The organism is Streptomyces marinisediminis, from assembly GCF_026262575.1.
In the GTDB taxonomy this organism is placed as follows: domain Bacteria; phylum Actinomycetota; class Actinomycetes; order Streptomycetales; family Streptomycetaceae; genus Streptomyces; species Streptomyces marinisediminis.
Window position 1 is genome coordinate 342,775 of record NZ_JAPKFL010000001.1, and the last position, 20,525, is coordinate 363,299.

General features: G+C 76.3%; 18 protein-coding genes. 12 read left to right on the forward strand and 6 right to left on the reverse strand.

Going from position 1 to position 20,525, the window contains the following annotated elements:
- Nucleotides 1-5 precede the first annotated feature (5 nt).
- On the forward strand, nt 6-572 hold the full coding sequence (locus tag OSB71_RS01500; protein WP_265943253.1) for a GNAT family N-acetyltransferase: 567 nt from the start codon (nt 6-8) through the stop codon (nt 570-572).
- Between the two features lie 216 nt (nt 573-788).
- Here the strand turns inward: OSB71_RS01500 and OSB71_RS01505 are convergent, their stop codons facing one another.
- From OSB71_RS01505 to OSB71_RS01515, 3 genes are all read right to left on the reverse strand, one after another.
- Nucleotides 789-1,739 carry an aminoglycoside phosphotransferase family protein gene (locus tag OSB71_RS01505; RefSeq protein WP_265943256.1) on the reverse strand — a complete coding sequence of 317 codons (951 nt, stop codon included), beginning with the start codon at nt 1,737-1,739 and terminating at the stop codon, nt 789-791.
- A gap of 100 nt (nt 1,740-1,839) precedes the next feature.
- The gene (locus OSB71_RS01510) at nt 1,840-2,337 is read right to left on the reverse strand and encodes a DUF4439 domain-containing protein (protein WP_265943258.1); all 498 of its coding nucleotides are present in this window, start codon (nt 2,335-2,337) and stop codon (nt 1,840-1,842) included.
- A 14-nt stretch (nt 2,338-2,351) separates the two neighbouring features.
- Nucleotides 2,352-2,882, reverse strand: a complete 531-nt coding sequence (locus OSB71_RS01515; protein WP_265943260.1) for a hypothetical protein — start codon at nt 2,880-2,882, stop codon at nt 2,352-2,354.
- Between the two features lie 289 nt (nt 2,883-3,171).
- On the opposite strand from OSB71_RS01515, the gene rimP reads away from it, so the two are divergent.
- The 8 genes from rimP to OSB71_RS01555 all read left to right on the forward strand — a co-directional run bounded on the left by rimP (nt 3,172) and on the right by OSB71_RS01555 (nt 11,563).
- Nucleotides 3,172-3,690 carry a ribosome maturation factor RimP gene (gene rimP, locus OSB71_RS01520; RefSeq protein ID WP_265943261.1) on the forward strand — a complete coding sequence of 173 codons (519 nt, stop codon included), beginning with the start codon at nt 3,172-3,174 and terminating at the stop codon, nt 3,688-3,690.
- 2 nt (nt 3,691-3,692) lie between these two features.
- Nucleotides 3,693-4,691, forward strand: a complete 999-nt coding sequence (gene nusA, locus OSB71_RS01525; protein WP_265943263.1) for a transcription termination factor NusA — start codon at nt 3,693-3,695, stop codon at nt 4,689-4,691.
- Nucleotides 4,692-4,958: 267 nt separating this feature from the next.
- Complete coding sequence (locus OSB71_RS01530; RefSeq protein WP_265943265.1) at nt 4,959-5,249, forward strand: YlxR family protein; 291 nt, start codon at nt 4,959-4,961, stop codon at nt 5,247-5,249.
- Between the two features lie 159 nt (nt 5,250-5,408).
- Nucleotides 5,409-8,426, forward strand: a complete 3,018-nt coding sequence (infB, locus tag OSB71_RS01535; RefSeq protein WP_265943267.1) for a translation initiation factor IF-2 — start codon at nt 5,409-5,411, stop codon at nt 8,424-8,426.
- A gap of 244 nt (nt 8,427-8,670) precedes the next feature.
- A complete protein-coding gene (locus OSB71_RS01540; RefSeq protein WP_265943269.1) occupies nt 8,671-8,967 on the forward strand; it encodes a DUF503 domain-containing protein in 297 nt (98 codons plus the stop codon).
- 91 nt (nt 8,968-9,058) lie between these two features.
- The gene (rbfA, locus tag OSB71_RS01545) at nt 9,059-9,520 is read left to right on the forward strand and encodes a 30S ribosome-binding factor RbfA (RefSeq protein WP_265943271.1); all 462 of its coding nucleotides are present in this window, start codon (nt 9,059-9,061) and stop codon (nt 9,518-9,520) included.
- A 2-nt stretch (nt 9,521-9,522) separates the two neighbouring features.
- A complete protein-coding gene (truB, locus tag OSB71_RS01550; protein ID WP_265943273.1) occupies nt 9,523-10,449 on the forward strand; it encodes a tRNA pseudouridine(55) synthase TruB in 927 nt (308 codons plus the stop codon).
- A 166-nt stretch (nt 10,450-10,615) separates the two neighbouring features.
- Nucleotides 10,616-11,563 carry a bifunctional riboflavin kinase/FAD synthetase gene (locus tag OSB71_RS01555; protein WP_265943275.1) on the forward strand — a complete coding sequence of 316 codons (948 nt, stop codon included), beginning with the start codon at nt 10,616-10,618 and terminating at the stop codon, nt 11,561-11,563.
- 74 nt (nt 11,564-11,637) lie between these two features.
- On the opposite strand, the gene OSB71_RS01560 is transcribed toward OSB71_RS01555, so the two are convergent.
- A complete protein-coding gene (locus OSB71_RS01560; protein WP_265943277.1) occupies nt 11,638-14,502 on the reverse strand; it encodes an SCO5717 family growth-regulating ATPase in 2,865 nt (954 codons plus the stop codon).
- 221 nt (nt 14,503-14,723) lie between these two features.
- On the opposite strand from OSB71_RS01560, the gene OSB71_RS01565 reads away from it, so the two are divergent.
- Nucleotides 14,724-15,425 (forward strand): hypothetical protein, encoded by a 702-nt coding sequence (locus OSB71_RS01565; RefSeq protein ID WP_265943279.1) that lies wholly within the window; start codon nt 14,724-14,726, stop codon nt 15,423-15,425.
- Nucleotides 15,426-15,440: 15 nt separating this feature from the next.
- Here the strand turns inward: OSB71_RS01565 and OSB71_RS01570 are convergent, their stop codons facing one another.
- Nucleotides 15,441-16,142 carry a hypothetical protein gene (locus tag OSB71_RS01570; RefSeq protein ID WP_265943281.1) on the reverse strand — a complete coding sequence of 234 codons (702 nt, stop codon included), beginning with the start codon at nt 16,140-16,142 and terminating at the stop codon, nt 15,441-15,443.
- Nucleotides 16,139-17,485: a type VII secretion protein EccE gene (gene eccE / locus OSB71_RS01575; protein WP_416237173.1), complete on the reverse strand. Its 1,347-nt coding sequence runs from the start codon at nt 17,483-17,485 to the stop codon at nt 16,139-16,141. Before eccE ends, OSB71_RS01570 begins: the two co-directional genes overlap by 4 nt.
- Nucleotides 17,486-17,678: 193 nt before the next feature.
- Here eccE and eccB point away from each other — a divergent pair, with 193 nt between their 5' ends.
- Nucleotides 17,679-19,184, forward strand: a complete 1,506-nt coding sequence (eccB, locus tag OSB71_RS01580; protein WP_265943285.1) for a type VII secretion protein EccB — start codon at nt 17,679-17,681, stop codon at nt 19,182-19,184.
- Nucleotides 19,184-20,458 carry a type VII secretion-associated serine protease mycosin gene (gene mycP, locus OSB71_RS01585; protein WP_265943287.1) on the forward strand — a complete coding sequence of 425 codons (1,275 nt, stop codon included), beginning with the start codon at nt 19,184-19,186 and terminating at the stop codon, nt 20,456-20,458. Before eccB ends, mycP begins: the two co-directional genes overlap by 1 nt.
- Nucleotides 20,459-20,525: the final 67 nt, after the last annotated feature.

A 20,525-nucleotide genomic window follows, 5' to 3' on the forward strand; every position in this document is an offset into this window, starting at 1 on the left:
GGACCATGGCAGACGTGGTGGTGGAAGCGCTGGACCTGGCCGGACGGGTGGACGAGGCGCTGGCGGTGCAGGCGCGCGCGTTCGGGCTCAGCGAGGACGAGGTGGCCATCCGCCGCCCGATCGTGCTGCGCCACCTCACGGCGCCGGGCGCCCGCTCCCTGGGTGCCCTCACCCCGGACGGCCGGCTGGTCGGCTTCGTGTACGGCATGCCCAACGACCGGGCCCAGTGGTGGTCGACCGTCGTCGAGCCCTACCTGCGCCGGGCGGGCCACGACGCCTGGCTGGACGGCGCCTTCACCATCACCGAGCTGCACGTGCACCCCGGGTACCAGCGGCAGGGCATCGGCGCGCGGCTCATCACCCGCATCACCGACACCGCCGACCAGCCGCGCTCGCTGCTGTCCGCCATCGACACCGACAGCCCCGCCCGCGCGCTGTACCGGCGGCTGGGCTACCGGGACCTCGCCCGCGGCGTCGTCTTCCCCAGCGCGCCCAGCCCCTACGCGGTGATGGGCGCGCCCCTGCCGCTGCGGCGCCTGGCGGCGGCGCGGGCGACCGGTGCGCGCGGTTAGACCCTGCCTGACCGTTCCGGCCGGGCCCGCGACGCCTGGCACCGCACCGCACGTCGCCGCGTTGCCGGGCGCGCCCATGTACGTCCGTGTTCGTCTGTGTTCGTCTGTGTACGCCCACGTACGCCCGTGTACGCCCAGCACGAGGGCGGCCCTCCGCCTTGCGATGCACGGCACCCGCCGCCGCGGCCTGATCCGACGTGAACGGTCGGGCAGGGGCTACAGCCAGCCGGCGAACTCCAGCAGCAGTTCGCCGTCCTGCCGGTCGCCACGCAGCAGGTGCCGCACGCCGGACTCGACCGCGCGGTACAGCGTCCAGCCGCGCAGCCGCTCGGCGTCCACCTCCAGCGAGTCGGCCAGCTTGGTCACCCGCCGCCGGGTGGCGGCCGGGGCGCCGGGGGAGGCGAGGAGGTCGTGCAGCCGGTCGCGCGCCAACCGGGCGAGGTCGAAGGCCGGTTCGCCCACCAGCGGCTCCGGGCCCACGGCGAGCCACGGGGCGCGCTCGGCGTCCGCGGCGAGCACCGCGCCCTGCCGGAAGTCGCCGTGCAGCAGCACTCCCTCCCCGGCGGTGGCCAGCAGCTCCTCGCGGGCCAGCAGCGCGGCGTCCACCAGGGGCAGCGCCTCGCGCGGCGCCCGGCGCAGCACGCCCGCCACCTCGGCCGCGGTGTGCTCGGCGACGGTCGGGAAGCGGTGGCCCTCGTCCGGGGACACCCACAGCCGCCGAACCGCCGACGCCGCCTCCAGCGTGGCCTTGGCCTCCGGCAGCGAGCGCAGCGACACCTCGCCGTGCAGCCGCTCCAGCAGCAGCGCCCCGGCCGCGACGTCCTCGCGCAGCAGCCGCACCGCGCCGAGCCCGTCCCACCGGGTCAGCGCCGCCGCCTCCGCCGCCGCCTGGGCCGCGGGGGCCGGGCGTGGGGAGAGCGGGTCACCGGGGGCCGTCCGCGCCCCGGGGCCGCACAGCTTCAGCGCCGCCGGGCCGCCGTCCGCCCGCCGGACCAGCAGGACGACGCTGCTGCGCCCGCCCGGCAGCGCGAGGCGTTCGGAGGTGAGCTCCCACCGCGCCAGCATCGTCTCGGCCAGCGCGTCGAGCCCGGCGAGCCACGGGTGTCCGGGTCCGCCCAGGGAGCGGACCAGGCGCTGCGGCGGTTCCGGATGCGGGACGGAAGCCATGTGCTGCGCGGTGCCTTTCGTCGGGTGTCGCCGTGCCGGACGGGTAGTCGGTGCGTGGCCGGGTCGGCGCGGCGTCGGTCTCGGCCGGGCGGCCACCGGGCTACCGGTCGCCGGCGGTGGTCCGCGCGGCGTCCGGGGCGTCGGCCACCGCCCGCGTGGCCGGGTCGCGCTCGGCGAGCCCAGGGAAGGCTACGCCGCCGCCGCGCCAGCGTGCCGACCGGAGTGCCGCTTCGCGCAGCGCGGCGGCCGCCTCCCGCCGCGCCGGGCCGTCCGCCGCCCGCACCAGGTCCGCGTAGACCCCCGCCACCCGGTCCTCCAGGTCCGCCGCCAGACGCACGGCCGCCGCCGCGTCCGGGACCGGGTACGGCAGCGCGTAGCCGGCCAGCGCCGGCCGCGGCGCCGCCCCCAGGTCGCGCGCGCGGCGGGCCAGCGCGTCCCGCCGGGAGCGGTGCGCGGCGTGCGCGTCCCGGGCCGCGCGCCGCCGGTCCTCCCCGACGCGCGCGCCCACCACGCCGTAGCCGTACACGGCCGCGTGCTCGGCGGCCAGCGCCGCCTGCGTCGCGGCCAGCTCGGCCGCGCGCCGCTCCTCGTCCACCACCGCGCGCCCCCGTCCTACGCCTCGCCCAGCAGGTACGCGTGCACCTCGCCCGCCGCCGCCACCGAGGCCAGCAGCCGGGCCAGCTCCGGCGGGGCCCCGGGCAGCGCCCGGGTGCGCGCCCGCGCCGTGCCGCGCTCGGCGTCCGCCAGCGCCCGCAGCGCGGCCCGCTCCTCGCCCGGCACCGGCACCGGCCCGGTGGGCGTGCGCGCCGGGTCGGCGCCCCGCGCGGTACCGGTGCCCCGCGCGGTACCGGTCGCCCGGTGGCCGCCGAAGGCGTCCAGGTGCCGGGTCACGTGCTCGCGCAGCGGCCCGAGCCGGTCGGCGAGCGCCGGATGCGTCGCGGCGGTCGCCCGGTAGCGCTCCAGCAGCGCGGCGCTCTGCCCGGCGGCCTCCCGGCGCAGCTCCGCCCCGCGTTCGACGGCGTCCCGCCGCGCGCGGCGCTCGGCCCCGTCGCCGGTGCAGCCCGCCAGCGCGCCGACGAGCGCGCCCGCGGCCCCGGCCGCCAGCACGGCGCGTCTGCGCGGCCGTCCGGACGGAAGGGACATCACGCACCCCACAGGCAGTACGGTCGGCTAAAGGAGCGGCACCAGAACAGGTGATCACCCGCCCGGTGAGCGTACCCGGCGCGGCCGGGGCCGGCCTCCGGCCGGTCCGCCGCCGTCCGCTTGCGGCACCCGACCGGGCGGCCCGGTGCACCCGAGCGGCGGCGGCGGCCCGCGCGGGTCGGCTCGGTCGGCGCGAGGCGCTAGGCTGTCCACGGTCCTGCCCGAGACGTGCGCACCGCCGCCGTCTCCACCGCCCGACAACAGCACACGCGGCCGAGGAGTCACCCGGATGAGCACCACCCAGAACGACCGGCTGCGCGGGCTGCTGGAACCGCTCGTCACCGAGCGCGGGCTGGACCTGGAGGAGCTGACCGTCACCCCCGCCGGGAAGCGCCGCGTGCTCAAGGTCGTCGTCGACTCCGACGACGGCGTGGAGCTGGACGCCTGCGCCGAGCTGAGCCGGGCCTGCTCCGCGGTGCTGGACGAGCACGACGCGATGGGCGCCGCCCCCTACGTGCTGGAAGTCACCTCGCCGGGAGCCGACCGGCCGCTGACCGAGCCGCGGCACTACCGCCGCGCCGTCGGCCGCCTGCTCGCCCTGCGGCTGCACCAGGGCGGTGACCTCACCGCCCGCCTGCTGGCCGTGGACGACGCCGGGCTGGACCTGGAGGTGCCCGGCGTCAAGGGCCGCAAGCCCACCGGCCGGCGGGTGGAGTTCGGCGAGATCGCCCGCGCCAGGGTCGAGATCGAGTTCAACCGCCCGGGCAAGAAGACCGACGCTGACAACGAGAACGAGGAGGAGGCGTAGCCGTGGACATCGACATGAGCGCCCTGCGGGGACTCGTCCGAGAGAAGGAGATCTCCTTCGACCTGCTGGTCGAGGCGATCGAGGCCGCGCTCCTCATCGCCTACCACCGCACCGAGGGCAGCCGCCGGCACGCCCGCGTGAAGCTGGACCGCTCCAGCGGCCACGTCACGGTGTGGGCCACCGAGAACCCGGCCGACCTGGCCGACGGCCAGGAACCGCGTGAGTTCGACGACACCCCCAGCGGCTTCGGCCGCATCGCCGCGACGACGGCCAAGCAGGTCATCCTGCAGCGGCTGCGGGACGCCGAGGAGGAGCTGACGTTCGGCGAGTACGCGGGCCGGGAGGGCGACATCGTCACCGGCGTCGTCCAGCAGGGCAAGGACCCGAGGAACGTCCTGGTCGACATCGGGAAGATGGAGGCCATCCTGCCGCCCCAGGAGCAGGTGCCGGGGGAGGACTACCGCCACGGCGCCCGGCTGCGCTCCTACGTGGTGCGGGTCGCCAAGGGGGTGCGCGGCGCGTCCGTGACCCTCTCGCGCACCCATCCCAACCTGGTCCGCAAGCTGTTCGCGCTGGAGGTCCCGGAGATCGCGGACGGTTCGGTCGAGATCGCCGCCGTCGCCCGGGAGGCCGGCCACCGCACGAAGATCGCGGTCCGCTCCACCCGGTCCGGGCTCAACGCCAAGGGCGCGTGCATCGGTCCGATGGGGGGCCGGGTGCGCAACGTCATGGCAGAGCTGAACGGCGAGAAGATCGACATCGTCGACTGGTCGGACGACCCGGCGGAGCTGGTGGCCAACGCGCTCTCCCCGGCCCGGGTGAGCAAGGTGGAGGTCGTCGACGAGGACGCGCGCTCGGCCCGCGTCACCGTGCCCGACTACCAGCTCTCCCTGGCCATCGGCAAGGAGGGCCAGAACGCCCGGCTCGCCGCCCGGCTCACCGGCTGGCGCATCGACATCCGGCCCGACACCTCGGCCGAGGACGAGGCCGGGACGGCCTGAGCGATCGGCGGCCCGGAGCCGGGGGCCGGGGCGGAAGCAGGGGCGGCGAGCCGGGGAACCGGGCGGCCCGGAACCGGAGGCCCGGTTGCGAGGCGCCCGGTGCCGGACGCAAGCGGTCCGCCGCCGCGTGCGGCGGCCACCGCGGTGTGGCCCCGGACACCGTCCGGAGCACCGCGCGACACAGCGGCCGACGGCCCCGAGCCGGACGGCGACGCCGCGGTTACCCCCCGCCAGGGGAATGACCGCACAGGGAGGTAGACTTAACCAGTGTCTGGCCGGACGCGTGCCCGAGCCTGCCCCGAACGCACCTGCGTGGGGTGCAGGGAACGCTCGGCCAAGGCCGATCTGCTGCGTGTGGTGATGATCGAGGGTGAGTGCGTCCCCGATCTTCGCGGTACGCTGCCCGGCCGGGGTGCGTACGTGCACCCCAGCCTTGCCTGCTTCGACCAGGCGGTCCGCCGCCGGGCGTTCGTGCGGGCCTTCCGCCTGAAGGGAGGCCGCGCCGGGGCGCTCGGTACGGACCGACTGCGTCGGCGCGTGCAGCAGGCGCAACCGTAAGAAGACCCGCACGCCCGCCCAGGGCTGCGGGACGAGGTACCTCGCGAGTCGGAAGTAGGTCGAGATTGCGATGAGCACTCGATGAGTACGCGATGAGTACGCCCATGTACAAGTAGCGAAGGTCCGGCGGCGCCCACCCCGGACCGTCTAAGGAGCGAAGTGGCTAAGGTCCGGGTATACGAGCTCGCCAAGGAGCTTGGAGTCGAGAGCAAGGTCGTCATGGCCAAACTCCAGGAACTCGGTGAATTCGTCCGTTCGGCGTCCTCGACGATCGAGGCACCGGTCGTGCGCAAGCTGACCGACGCGTTCGACGCGTCCGGTGGCGGCGCCAAGAAGTCGAAGCCCGCCGCCAAGCCGGCGGCACCCCAGAAGTCCACCGCACCCAAGCCGGGTGCGCCCAAGCCGGGGGCGACCGCCCGTCCGGCCGCCCCGAAGCCGGGCGCGCCGCGCCCGTCCGGTGCCCCCAAGCCGGGCCCCGAGGCCCCCCGCCCGGGCGGCGAGGCACCCAAGCCGGGCCCGGAGGCCCCCAAGCCGGGTCCCGAGGCTCCCAAGCCCGGGCCCGCGGCCCCCAAGGCGCCCGCGCCCGGCCCGGCGAGCACGGCCCGCCCCGGCGCGCCCAAGCCCGCGCCCTCGCGCCCCGAGTTCAGCGCGCCGCCCGCCGGCCAGCAGTCCGGGCCCAAGCCCGGCGGTGGCCGCCCCGGCGCGCCCAAGCCCGGCGCGCCCCGGCCCGCCGCGCCCGGTGGCAAGCCCGGTGGCCGCTCGTCCGGCCCGCGTCCGGGTAACAACCCCTTCACCTCCGGCAGCAACACCGGCATGGCCCGCCCGCAGGCCCCGCGGCCCGGCGGCGCGCCCAAGCCCGGTGGCCGTCCCGCTCCCGGCCCCGGTGGCGGTGGCCAGGCGGGCCCGCGTCCGCAGGCACCCGGCGGCGGTCGCGCCACTCCGGGCAACATGCCGCGTCCGCAGGGCGCTGGCGGCGGTCCCCGTCCCGGCGGCGGCCCCGGCGGTCCCCGTCCGAACCCGGGCATGATGCCGCAGCGTCCGGCCGCGGGCCCGCGTCCCGGTCCGGGCCGCGGCGGTCCCGGCGGGCGTCCCGGCGGTCCGGGCGGGCGTCCCGGCGGCGGCGGTCGTCCCGGTGGCGGCGGCGGCTTCGCCGGCCGTCCCGGTGGTGGCGGCGGCTTCGCCGGCCGTCCGGGCGGCGGTGGCCGTCCCGGCTTCGGCGGGCGTCCCGGCGGCCCCGGTGGCCGCGGTGGCACCCAGGGCGCGTTCGGCCGTCCCGGCGGGCCGGCGCGGCGCGGCCGCAAGTCGAAGCGGCAGCGGCGCCAGGAGTACGAGCAGATGCAGGCGCCGTCGGTCGGCGGCGTGATGCTGCCGCGCGGCAAGGGCGAGACCGTCCGGCTGTCGCGCGGTGCCTCCCTCACCGACTTCGCGGAGAAGATCAACGCCAACCCGGCGTCGCTCGTCCAGGTGATGTTCAACCTGGGTGAGATGGTCACCGCCACGCAGTCGGTCGCCGACGAGACGCTGCACCTGCTCGGCGAGGAGATGAACTACGTCGTCCAGATCGTCAGCCCGGAGGAGGAGGACCGCGAGCTGCTCGAGTCCTTCGACATCGAGTTCGGCGAGGACGAGGGCGGCGAGGAGGCACTCGCCTCCCGCCCGCCGGTGGTGACCGTCATGGGTCACGTCGACCACGGCAAGACCCGCCTGCTCGACGCGATCCGCAAGACGAACGTCATCGAGGGCGAGGCCGGAGGCATCACCCAGCACATCGGTGCCTACCAGGCGGCGACGGAGGTCAACGGCGAGGAGCGCCGCATCACCTTCATCGACACCCCCGGTCACGAGGCGTTCACCGCCATGCGTGCCCGCGGTGCGAAGTCCACGGACATCGCGATCCTGGTCGTCGCCGCCAACGACGGCGTGATGCCGCAGACGATCGAGGCGCTCAACCACGCCAAGGCGGCCGAGGTGCCGATCGTCGTCGCGGTCAACAAGATCGACGTCGAGGGCGCCGACCCGACGAAGGTGCGCGGCCAGCTCACCGAGTACGGGCTCGTCGCCGAGGAGTACGGCGGCGACACGATGTTCGTCGACATCTCCGCCAAGCAGGGCGAGAACATCGACGGCCTGCTGGAAGCCGTCGTGCTGACCGCCGACGCCGCCCTCGACCTGCGCGCCAACCCCGAGCAGGACGCCCAGGGCATCGCCATCGAGGCCCACCTCGACCGCGGCCGCGGTGCCGTGGCCACGGTGCTCGTCCAGCGCGGCACCCTGCGGGTGGGCGACACGATGGTCGCCGGCGACGCCTACGGCCGCGTGCGCGCCATGCTCGACGACAAGGGCAACAACATCCAGGAAGCCGGGCCCTCCATGCCCGCGCTCGTCCTGGGCCTGACCAACGTCCCCGGAGCGGGCGACAACTTCCTGGTGGTGGAAGAGGACCGCACGGCCCGCCAGATCGCCGAGAAGCGCGCCGCCCGCGAGCGCAACGCCGCGTTCGCCAAGCGCACCCGCCGGGTCTCCCTGGAGGACCTGGACAAGGTGCTCAAGGCGGGCGAGGTCCAGCAGCTCAACCTCATCATCAAGGGCGACGCCTCCGGTTCGGTGGAAGCCCTGGAGTCGGCGCTGGTGCAGCTCGACGTGGGCGACGAGGTCGACATCCGGGTCCTGCACCGCGGCGTCGGCGCGGTCACGGAGTCCGACATCAACCTCGCCTCCGGGTCGGACGCCATCGTCATCGGCTTCAACGTCCGCGCCGAGGGGCGCGCGACGCAGATGGCCGAGCGCGAGGGCGTCGACGTCCGCTACTACTCGGTCATCTACCAGGCGATCGAGGAGATCGAGGCGGCCCTGAAGGGCATGCTCAAGCCCGAGTACGAGGAGGTCGAGCTCGGCACGGCGGAGATCCGCGAGATCTTCCGCAGCTCCAAGCTCGGCAACATCGCGGGTGTGCTCATCCGGTCCGGCGAGGTCAGGCGGAACACCAAGGCCCGCCTGCTGCGCGACGGCAAGGTGGTCGCGGAGAACCTCACCATCGAGGGCCTGCGCCGGTTCAAGGACGACGTCACCGAGATCCGCGAGGGCTTCGAGGGCGGTATCAACCTCGGCAGCTACAACGACATCAAGGTGGACGACGTCATCGCCACCTACGAGATGCGCGAGAAGCCCCGCGCCTGACGCACCGCGCCCCGTGCGCACGCGTCCGACGCGGCGGTGACCCGGCCCGGGGCGGGCCCGTCGAGCGACACGCTCGGCGCGGCCCGTCCCGGGCCCACCGCTGCCCTCCGTACCCCGCCCGGGGCCCGCCGAGGTCCGCTTATACGCGTCGAAGCGGGACCCCGGGTGCGTGTACGGTTTCAGTGTTCAGCACGGACCGTTGACCAACGGATGAGGCCTCACGGGTCGGCTTGACCCGCACCGCATGTATGTAGGGACGCTGTCCTTCGACCTGCTGCTCGGCGACGTGCGCTCGCTGAAGCAGAAGCGCTCCGTCGTCCGCCCGATCGTCGCCGAGCTGCAGCGCAAGCACGCCGTCAGCGTCGCGGAGGTCGGCGGACAGGACCTCCTGCGCCGGGCCCGCATCGGCCTCGCGGTCGTCTCCGGCGACGCGGGCCACGCCGGCGACGTCCTGGACCGCTGCGAGCGGCTGGTCGCCGCCCGCCCCGAGGTGGAGCTGCTGTCCGTACGGCGGCGGTTCCACGGCGAGGACGACGCCTAGCCGACCCGGCTCCGGCGGCCCGCGCGCAGCGGTGCGGCCCCCGCCACCGGCCCCCACCCCGACCCCTGACCGGAACGGAAAGAGTGATCACATGACCGACACCGCGCGGGCACGCAAGCTGGCTGACCGCATCCGGGTCGTCGTCGCCGAGACGTTGCAGCGGCGGATCAAGGACCCGCGGCTCGGCTATGTCACGATCACCGACACCCGGGTCACCGGAGACCTGCGGGAAGCCACCGTCTTCTACACCGTCTACGGGGACGACGACGACCGCACCGCCTCCGCCGCGGCGCTGGAGTCCGCCAAGGGCGTCCTGCGCTCGGAGGTCGGCCGGCAGACCGGGGTGCGCTTCACCCCGAGCCTGACCTTCGTCCCCGACGCGCTCCCGGAGAACGCGCGCACCATCGACGACCTCCTGGCCCGGGCCCGCGAGTCCGACGCCCAACTGCGCGCCAACGCCTCCGGGGCCTCCTACGCGGCCGGCGCCGACCCGTACCGCAAGCCCGCCGAGGCCGCCGAGGCCGACGAGGCCACCGACGGCGAGGACGCCTGACCGTGACCGACACCCCGCAGCAGCCCAGCAGTGGCGCGCGCCCCGCGCCACCGGACGGGCTCGTCGTCGTCGACAAGCCCGCCGGCTTCACCTCCCACGACGTCGTCGCCAAGATGCGCGGCATCGCCCGCACCCGCCGCGTCGGCCACGCCGGGACGCTGGACCCGATGGCCACCGGCGTCCTCGTCCTCGGTCTGGGCAAGGCCACGCGCCTGCTCGGCCACCTCGCGCTCACCGAGAAGGAGTACGTCGCCACCATCCGGCTCGGCCAGAGCACGGTGACCGACGACGCCGAGGGCGAGATCACCGCAGCCACCGCCGCCGACGGCCTGACCCGCGCGGCGATCGACGCCGCCGTGGCCGGGCAGACCGGCACCATCCAGCAGGTGCCGTCCAAGGTCAGCGCCGTGAAGGTGGACGGCAAGCGCTCCTACGCCCGGGTCCGCGAGGGCGAGGAGGTGGAGCTGGCCGCCCGCTCGGTGACCATCTCCTCCTTCGTCGTCCACAGCGTCGGCCACGAGCAGGCGGCCGACGGCACGCCGGTGCTCGACGTGCTGGTGTCCCTGGTCTGCTCCTCCGGCACCTACGTACGCGCCATCGCCCGCGACATCGGCGCGGGCCTCGGCGTCGGCGGCCACCTGACCGCGCTGCGCCGCACCCGGGTCGGGCCGTACGCCGTCGGCGCCGCGCGCACGCTGGACCAGCTCCAGGAGTCGCTGGAGGTGCTCCCGCTCGGCGAGGCCGTCACCCGGGCCTTCCCGCGCTGGAACGTGGGCGAGCGGCAGGCCCGGCTCATCGGCAACGGGGTCCAGCTCGACATGCCCGAGCTGCCGCCCGGCCCCGTGGCCGTCTTCGGCCCCGGCGACCGCTTCCTGGCCCTCGTCGAAGAGCGCGGGGGACGGGCGAAGAGCCTGGCCGTCTTCGCCTGACCGCGTGCCGCCGGGGCTTCGCCGACCGCCGCGCCCCGGCCGGCCGGGGCCGCCCGGCCCGTGCCCGGGCGGCGGGCCGGTACGGCCGCATGGCACCCTTGGACCGAACGGTAACCACATCGACCCATCACATGCAGCATCGGCATGCGGCGAGGAGCGGGGCACAGTGCAGCGCTGGCGTGGCTTGGCGGACATCCCCGAGGACTGGGGGCGCAGCGTCGTCACCATCGGCTCGTACGACGGCGTCCACCGCGGACACCAGCTCATCATCGGCAAGACCGTGGAGCGCGCCCGGGAACTGGGCGTACCGGCCGTCGTCGTCACCTTCGACCCCCATCCGCGCGAGGTGATCCGCCCCGGCAGCCACCCGCCGATGCTCGCCCCGCACCACCGCAGGGCCGAGCTCATGGCCGCGCTCGGCGTGGACGCGGTGCTCGTGCTGCCGTTCACCACCGAGTTCTCCCAGCTCCCGCCGGCCGAGTTCGTCGTCAAGGTGCTCGTCGACCGGCTGCACGCCCGCACCGTCGTCGAGGGCCCCAACTTCCGCTTCGGCCACCGAGCGGCCGGGGACGTGCGGCTGCTGGCCGAGCTGGGGGAGACCTACGACTACGACGTGCGGGTGGTGGACCTGTCCGCGCGCGGGGAGGCGGGCGGCGGCGAGCCGTTCTCCTCCAGCCTGGCCCGCCGCCTGGTGGGCGAGGGGGACGTCGCGGGCGCCGCGGAGGTGCTGGGGCGCCCGCACCGCGTGGAGGGCGTCGTCGTCCGCGGAGCGCAGCGCGGCCGCGAGCTGGGCTACCCCACGGCCAACGTCGAGACCCTGCCCTACACCGCCGTCCCGGCCGACGGCGTCTACGCGGGCTGGCTGGTCGTGGACGGCGCGCCGCTGCCCGCGGCGATCTCGGTGGGCACCAACCCGCAGTTCCACGGCGTCGACCGCACCGTGGAGGCCTACGCCCTCGACCGCGAGGACCTGGAGCTGTACGGCCGCCACGTCGCCGTCGACTTCCTGGCCTACCTGCGCGGCCAGGAGGTCTTCCCCGGTCTGGACGCCTTCCTGGCCCAGATGGCCCGCGACGTCGAGCAGTCGCGGCGGCTGACCGCCCCGGAGGCGTGAGGCGCGCCTGAGCGGACGCGTAGGGGGCACGGCCACACCGGTCGTGCCCCCTACGCGTGTGCCCGTGCGGCGCGCTACCGCTGCGGCCAGCCCTGGCCCGGCGCCGGGTACCCCGGGTGGGACGGCCCGGGTTGTGCGCCGTGGGCGGGGTGGCCGCCGTGCCCCGGGTGCGGGGGCGGGCCCGCCGGGCCGGGACCCTGCGGGGGCGGGCCCCAGGCCCCGGGCTGCGCGGGCTGGCCACCGTGCCCCGGCATCGGGGGCGCGACCTGCGGCGGCGGCTGCCCCGTCCCGTCCTGCGTCCACAGCCCCTGCGACTGCTGGTGGCGCGTGATGTCCTCGGCGATCAGCGCGGCGAGGTTGAAGTACGCCTCGCGGGTGCGCGGGCGCATCAGGTCCAGGTCCAGCTCCGCACCGGCCGCCAGGTGCTCGTCGAACGGCACGACGACGACCTCGCGGCACCGCGTCTTGAAGTGCGACACGATGTCCTCGACCCGGATCATCTTGCCCGTCTCCCGCACCCCGGAGATGACGGTCAGGCTGCGCCGCACCAGCTCCCCGTACCCGTGCGCGGCCAGCCAGTCCAGCGTGGTGCTCGCGCTGCTCGCCCCGTCCACCGACGGCGTGGAGATGACGATGAGCTGGTCGGCCAGGTCCAGCACGCCGCGCATCGCGGAGTACAGCAGGCCGGTGCCGGAGTCGGTGAGGATGATCGGGTACTGCTTGCCCAGGACGTCGATGACGCGCCGGTAGTCCTCGTCGTTGAACGTCGTCGAGACGGCCGGGTCCACGTCGTTCGCCAGGATCTCCAGACCGGAGGGTGCCTGCGAGGTGAACCGGCGGATGTCCATGTAGCTGTGCAGGTGCGGGATGGCGGTGACCAGGTCGCGGATCGTCGCGCCCGTCTCGCGGCGCACCCGGCGGCCGAGCGTGCCCGCGTCCGGGTTGGCGTCGATGGCGATCACCTTGTCCTGGCGCTCGCTGGCGAGCGTCGCGCCCAGCGCCGTGGTGGTCGTCGTCTTGCCGACCCCGCCCTTGAGGCTGATCACCGCGATCCGGTAGCAGGAGAGCACCGGGGTGCGGATCAGCTCCAGCTTGCGCTGCCGCTCGGCCTCCTCCTTCCGCGCCCCGAGCCGGAAGCGGGACGCCCGGTTGCCGCTCTGCGGGCGCGGCTTGCGCTTGGGGTTCAGCAGCCGCTCCGAGCTCAGCTCCACCGACGCGGTGTACCCCAGCGACCCCGGCTGGGCGTGCGGCTGGCGCGGGTCCGGCCAGGAGTGGCCCGCCCGCGGGTCCGGCTGCCCGGCACCCGGCTGGGCCTCGGGGTGCGGGGACTGCGGCGGCTGTGCGCCCTGGTGCGGGCTCGCGGGCCGGGGTGCGTGCGGGGCCGGGTACGGCTGGGGGGCCTGGTGCTGCGGGGGCGGCGCCGGGTGGTGCGTCGGCTCGCCGGGCGGCTGGGCGCCGGGCTGCGGTTGCGGGCCGGGGGCCCACGGCTGCCCCTGCGGGGCCGCTGCCGGTCCGCCCGGCCCGGGCTGCGGGAAGCCGTAGCCGGGAGGCTGCTGCGGCCCCTGCGGCCCCTGCGCGTCGTGGCCGGGCGTGGCGGGCGGCTGCGGGAAGCCGTGTCCGGCGGGCGGCTGCCCCTGGGGGCCGCCCGCGGGCGGCTGCGGGGGCGGGCCGGGGTGCGGGAAGCCGTACCCCTCGGCCGGTGCCCGCCGCTCCGGTGCTATGCCGCCGTCCGGACGCGGGTAGCCGTACCCCTCACCGGGCGCTGGGTGCGGCTGCGCCCCCGGAGCGGGCGGCGGCACGGGGGGCGCGGCCCGCTGGTACTGCGGCGGCAGGGGTGGCAGTGGCGCGGCACCGCTCGGCCCCGCGGCCGGAGGGCCGCCCCACGCCATGCCGGACGGCGGCGCGTCCTGCGGTCCGCCGGCGCCCGGCGCGGGCCCGTCCCCGGGGGCTGACTCCGCGGCGGCCGGGGGCGCGTCGGCGGTGGGCGCGGGTGCGGCTGCGGCGTTGGCGGGCGCGGCGTCAGCGGCTGCGGCGTCGGTGGGCGCGGGCGCGTGTGCGTCGTCGGCAGGTCCGGTGTCCACGGGCGTCCCGGCCGTGGAGGCCGGAGCGGGCTCGGGGTCCGCGGCCGCGTCGGTGTCGGCGTCCGTGTCGGTGCCCGATCCGGCGTCCGATCCGGCGTCCGGGGCCGTCTCGGGGGCCGGGCCCGCGTCGGCTGCGGCGGCGGGCCCGGGCCCAGACGGCGTGGCGGGTGCGGTCGTCGGGGCCTCGGCCGGGGCGGCGGACTCCTCCGGCCGACCGGCCTCGGCGGGCTCCTCGGACGTCCCCTCCCGCCGCGTGCCGTCCTCGGGCCCGGGCTCCGGGGACGCGGGGGCGACCGGAGCGGGGGACGCCGGTGCGGCCTCCCGGTCGGCCGCCTCCCGGCGGGCCTTCTGCGCGTCCCGCTCGGCGAACTCCCGGCGCAGGGCCGCCGGGGAGATCCGCATCGTCTGCCCGCTCAGTTCCTCCTCGGGCGGCTGCGGGGGACGGCCCTGGGCGCCCGCGGCCGCGTCGGGAACCGCGGGCGGCGCGGGCGGGGCCGCCGGCGCGGTGGGCGGCACCGGCGGCGGAGCGGGCGCGTGCGGGGGAGGCGGCGGGGTGTGCGGCACCGGCTCGGCGTGCCCGGGCGTGACGTGCCCGGGGGTGTCGTGCCCGGGGGCGCCGTAACCGGGGGTGCCGTAACCGGGGGTGCCGTAACCGGGGGTGCCGGGCGCGGGCGTCCCGTACTCCGGCGGGGGCGGCGGCACCTGCCCGTACGCGGGAGACGCGGCTGCGCTGTTCTGCGTGTACCACGCCGGAGGCGTGTAGTCGATGGTGAACTCGCCCGTCGTCTCCAGTTCCGACTCAGGGTCCTCGCCGGGGGTGATCCCGTCGCCGTGGATCTCGTCCCGGTCGCTGTTCACAGTGCCTCCTGCTGATCTGGTCACTCACCCCGGTCGTCCCGGTACCCCCGGACGTGGGCGCCTCGGCGGCCCGCGGGCCGCGCGGCTCCCCAGCCTAAACGTCGCGCGCGGTGCCGCGGCAGGCCGGGCCGCGTCGTTACCCCGGTGCCGCGTGGCCCGTTGGACGGGGCATATTGGACCGGACGCACCCCGACCGCCGCACCCCACCGGAGTACCACATCGTGACTCTTTCCGTCCGCCCCCTGGCCGCCACCGCCCTGTCCGTGGCCCTCCTCGTCGCCCTCGGCGCCTGTGGCACCTCGGAGGGGACCGCCGAGCGCTCCGAGGGTGCCGACCCGAAGACGCGGGAGCTCATCGAGAAGGCCAACGCGGCCATGGAGGAGACGACTTTTCACTCGACCGGGACCACCACCGCCTTCGCCGACGCCACGCAGGAGACCACCTACGACCCCGACAAGGGCCTGCGCACCGTCGCCTCGGGGGCGGTCTCCGGGGAGATGTACTGCAAGGACGGCCGCAACTACCTCAGCGCTGAGCTGCTGGCGGCCTCGCTGGAGCAGACCGGGCAGGCCGTCGACGTCCCCGACGAACTGGCCGACGTCTTCGTCTACGCCGACACCGGCCAGGAGTGCTCCGCCCTGTTCACCATCGCCGACACCGGGCGGCTGGCGCCGGAGAAGGACACCGAGGTGAACGGCACGCCGACCACCGCCATCGAGGTCACCGGCGAGGGGTCCTCCGACACGTACTACGTCGCCGCCTCGGGCACGCCGTACCTGCTGCGCCTGGACGCGGCCCGCGGGGACCAGGAGTCGACCACGACGTTCGGGGAGTTCGGCGAGCCCACCGACGTCACGCTGCCCGAGGAGTCGCGGACGATGCCGCTGGAGGAGTTCCGGCAGGAGACCGGTCAGCGGCCGTAGGCGCCCGGGCGCGGCTCAGTCCAGCCGGCGGGCGACCCCGAGCAGGCCCGTCTCGGCGTCCGTCGGCTGGATCATCGCGAACTGGCGGTCCTTCGGCGCGCACCACAGCGTCACCCCGTCGCCCAGCGCGGGCAGCGCGCCCACCTCCTGGGGCGACAGCGCCAGGAGGCGCCCCAGGTGCCGCGCCTCCTGCGGCGACACCCGCTGGACGCCCGCGAGCGCCGCGCCGCGCAGCAGCCGCGGCGCCACCGGGCTCAGGTACGGCAGCAGCGTCAGCACCGACTGCCACGGGCCCGAACTCACCCGCCCGCGCGGCGGCTTCATGCCGCAGTCGCGCACGACGACGACCGGGCTGCCCACCGTCGCGCCCTGCGGAGGCACCCGGCCCACCTCGTGCACGGACATGGCGCCGCCCACCCCCGCCTCGCCGCCCACGGCGTGCAGCAGCGTGGTCCACACCTGGGGCCGGCCCGTCTCCACCGCGATCCGCGCGCCCGTCGCGGCCAGCCGCAGCGCCAGCACCTGCGCCGTCCACAGGCCGCCGATCAGCACGACGTCGTAGGGACGCGGGTGGTGGAAGCCGAGCACCGCGGTGCCGCCCTGCGCGTCCACCCCGGCGACCACGCCGTCGTCGCCCAGCGGAAGGGCCAGCGCGTCGAGTTGGTCCACCGGCAGGAGGTGCCGCGGCGTCCGGGGGCCGCGCAGCCTGGCCGTCATCGCACGCCTCCCAGCGGCAGCGAGGCCAGCACACCGGGCACCTGTTCGCGGTCCAGCCGCGTCAGGCCCACGCCCGCGCCGCGCGCGGCCTCCTCCAACCGCCCGCGCAGCTCCGCGAGTTCCTCCGCGCTCCGGCCGGTGATGCGCACCTGGGCGCTCACCGCCACCGACTCCCGCGGGCCGCGGGCCAGCGTCAGGCTGACCGTGCTCGCCAGCGCGGGCACCCCGGACAGCGCCGCCGCCACGTCCGGCAACGGGCTGCCGCCCGCGCCCAGCCGGGGCCAGTGTCCGACCCCGTACACCGTGTGCCACCGGCCGTCGCACCGCCACGCGCGCGCCGACTCCGCCGTGCGCCGCACCGGGGTCGCGTCCGGCTGGCCCGCCTGCGCCGTCACCAGCGGGTCCGCCACCGCCGACGTCGCCAGCGCGGCGACCAGTTCGTCCTCCGACAGCACCGACGCGCGAAAGCCCGCGCCGGTCAGCCGGCTCGCCAGGTGGTCGGCCGCGCGCACCAGCGAGCGCTGCGCTCCCGCCAGCCCCCCGCCCCGCGCGTCCACCGCCTCCCGGCACAGCTCCGGGTCGAGCTTGAGCGCCACCCAGGTCAGCCGAGCCGCCGGGGTGCCGGCCTCGCGCTGCAGCGGGGCGTAGCTCAGGGCCGCCACCGCCCGCGGCGGCAGCGTCGGCGCCGGTGCGGGCTGCGTGTGCTGCACCACCTGCGCGGACTCCAGCCGGACGCCGTCCACCTCCAGCGCGTCGTACACCGGGCCCAGCGGGAGCGGGCGGTCACCGCGCCGACCGCGCAGCGCCGCGTCCCGCTGCTCGACGCGCACCACCGCGGTCAGGAACGTCTCGTCGCCCACCAGGCCGACGACCCGGCCGTCCCGGTGCGCGTACGCCGAACTCCGCAGCCCCGGCGCGCACTCGACCACCGGGGCGAGCCCGGCCGGCACCCCTCGCTCCGGCGCCACCGCGGCGTTCCCCCGGCGCCGGCGCAGCGCGAGCGCGTCGGCCACCCGCTCCGGCAGCGACTTCCCCCGCCAGCGCACCGCCGCCGGTACGAGCAGGACGGCGGCCAGTCCGGCCGCGGGTAGGAGCAGTGTCCCGTCGACCGCCCAGGCGGCCAGCGCCACCCCCGCGGCGACCTGGAGCAGCACCAGTTGGTGGAGGCGCACCGGCCCGTACCGCCCGGCACCGGGCTCCCTGGCCAGCACCGCGGGGCCCGCAGCCCGCCGGCCGCGCGACGCCCGCGGGGGCGCCCCCGCGCGGCCGGGACCGGAGGCCCTCCGCCGGTCCGGCGCACCGCTCCCCACGCTCTTCCGGGCCCGGGTGGCGGTCCGCCCCATCCCTCTACGCCCCCTTGTGTCCGTCTTCGCCCGCACAGTGGGGGCGGTCTGGTCGGGGCCTCACCCTACCGGAGCACGAGGGCCCGCCCACGGCAGGCATAGTAGAGGCCGACCGACCAGACGGCGCCCCGCAAGGGCATAGCCTGAGGGCGCCGACCGCGGGGAGATGGCCGGCGGGGAGGAGCACGCGCACATGGCATCCAGGCGGGACGAGCTCAACGCCTACACATTCGCGAAGAGACGCACCGTCGCCTCGTTCCTCCAGCCCTCCCCGACCGGCACCGAGGAAGGCGCCCCCCGGCCGCTGCGCGCCTTCCTGCCCGGCCTGATCACCGCCGCCGTCATCCTCGCCGGATTCGGCGCCTGGGGCATGTTCAAGCCCAAGGTGCCCCAGGGCTGGGACGAGCCCGGCAAGCACGTCATCATCGGCAGCGAGTCCACCACCCGGTACGTGGTGCTGAAGACGGACGGCCGCAAGCAGCTCCACCCCGTGCTCAACTTCGCCTCCGCCAAGCTGCTGCTGGACGGCGAGAACGCCGAGATCGTCAAGGTGGACGAAGCGGTCCTGGACAGCGGCAAGGTGCCCATCGGACCCACCCTCGGCATCCCCTACGCGCCCGACCGGCTGCCCTCGCCCCCGGAGGCCGGGCAGGCCAAGCGCTGGGCGGTGTGCGAGCGGCCCGGCGCCGCCGCCCGGTCCGTGCAGCAGGCCACCTTCGTCCTCGCCGAGCGCGACGCCCGGCAGGTCGACGGCGAGGACCGCCTCACCGGCGGTGAGGTCATGTACGTCCAGAGCACCGCCAGCGAGACGCTGTACCTCGTCGACGGCCGCGGCACCAAGTACGAGATCCGCACGCGCGAGCGTGAACTGCTGCTGCGCTCGCTGGTCGGCGACGGCCGCCCGCAGCGGGTCAGCGACGCGTGGCTCGGCACGTTCCGCGACGGCACGCCCATCGCCTTCCCCGACCTCCCCGGCACCGTCGGCGCCCCGGCCGGCGTCTCCGGCCTGCCGGACGACGCCGACCGGGTCGGCATGGTGCTGCGCGCCCCCACCGGCTCCGGACCGCAGCACTACGTGGTCCTGGCGGGCCAGGTGGTGCCCGTCACCGACTTCACCGCGCGCCTGCTGCTGGACCGTCCCGGCTCCCTCGACCTCGGCCAGCACGGCAAGGCCCTCGACGTCGCCGCCCAGTCCTTCACCGCCGCGCCGAAGTCGGCGGGCCCCACCGCCGGGCACGACTGGCCGGAGCCGCGCGCACGGCAGGTCAACACCGGCGGCGGCGACACCGTGTGCAGCGTCCTGCGCGCCGTGGACGACGACGGCTCCGTCACCCTGTCCACCTGGTCCTCGAACGCCTACCCGGTGCCCGTGTCCGACGGCTCCACCAGCGCCTACGTCACCCCCGGGTCCGGGCTGCTGTTCCGCCAGTACCAGGGCAGCGACACCGGGACCGGCGGCACGTTCCTGGTCACCGACACCGGCCTGCGGTACGCGGTGCAGTCCAACTCCGACAGCAGCGCCGAACAGCGGCCGGAAGGGGACGGCCGGGAGCCGGGCGGCGACGAGGTGAACCGGGCGCAGATCCGCCTGGGCTACCAGGACGTCGCTCCCGTGCCCGTCCCGGCCGACTGGGCGCAGTTCCTGCCCACCGGGCCGCGCCTGGACACCACCGGCGCCAAGCAGCCGCAGGGGGCGTGATGAGGCGTCCGGCACAGCTCCTGGCCGCCGCCGCGACCGCCGTGGCGCTGCTCGCGCCCCCCGCCGCGGCGTCGGGCGCCGCGCCGGCCGCTGTGCTCGCACCGAGCGCCGGCGTCCGGTGCGAGTACCCCGCCGACCCCTACGAGGGACGCCCGTGGGCCCTCCAGCGCGTGCAACTGGACCAGTTGTGGGAGCGGACCAAGGGCGCGGGGGTGCGCGTCGCCGTCATCGACACCGGCGTCGACGCCGACCACCCCCAGCTGAAGGACGCCGTCGACGTCGGCAGCGGAGCCGACCTCATCCCCGAGGACAAGCGGCGCGAGGGCGCCCCCACCGGCCCCACCGCCGACCTGGTGGGCCACGGCACCAAGGTCGCCGGCATCATCGCCGCCCGCCCCGCGCCGGACACCGGGTTCGTCGGCATCGCGCCGGAGGCCACCGTCATCCCCATCCGGCAGAACGACGACCAGGGGTCGGGCAACACCACCACTTTGGCCCGGGCGATCCGCCACGCGCTGGACGAGAAGGCCGACATCATCAACATCTCCCAGGACACCACCACCCCGCTGGAGGAAGGCCACCCGCTGCAGGACGCCGTCGAGCGGGCGCTCGCCCAGGGCGTCGTCGTCATCGCCTCCGCGGGCAACGACGGCGCCGACGGCAAGCTCAAGGACACCTACCCGGCCTCCTTCCCGGGCGTCCTGGCCGTGGCCGCGTCCGACCGCAACAACGAGCGCGCCCTGTTCTCCCAGCGGGGCGAGTTCGTCGGCATCGCCGCCCCGGGCGTCGACATCGTCTCCACCGTCCCCGGCGGCGGCCACTGCGCCGACAACGGCACGAGCTTCGCCGCGCCCTTCGTGGCCGGCGTCGCGGCCCTGCTGCGCGCCGAACACCCCGAGTGGGAGCCGCACCAGATCGTCGCCCAGCTCCAGCAGACCGCCGAGCGCGCCGTCAGCGGCAAGGACCGCCACGTGGGCTGGGGCGTCGTCGACCCGGTGCGGGCGCTCACCCAGGACGACCAGCCCATCGACGAGCCGGTCGCGCAGGAGGGCGTGGCGCGGGCGCCCGTGCCCGAACCGGCGCCGCTGCGGCTGGGCGAGTCCTACGCCGAGCGCAACGAGCGGCTGGGCACGTTCGTCTTCCTCACCGGCGCCGTGCTGGTCAGCATCGTCGCCGGGACGAGCGTCGTCCTGCGCGACCGCCGCCGCCGGACGCCCGCGACGGCCTCACCCGATCGGGAACAACCCGCCACCGCGTCCCCCGGCACGCCGTAGGCTGAGCCCGCGCACGCGCACCCGCGCGTGGCGCGCGGGTGCGGCGCGGCCGCGCGCGCAGTGCGAA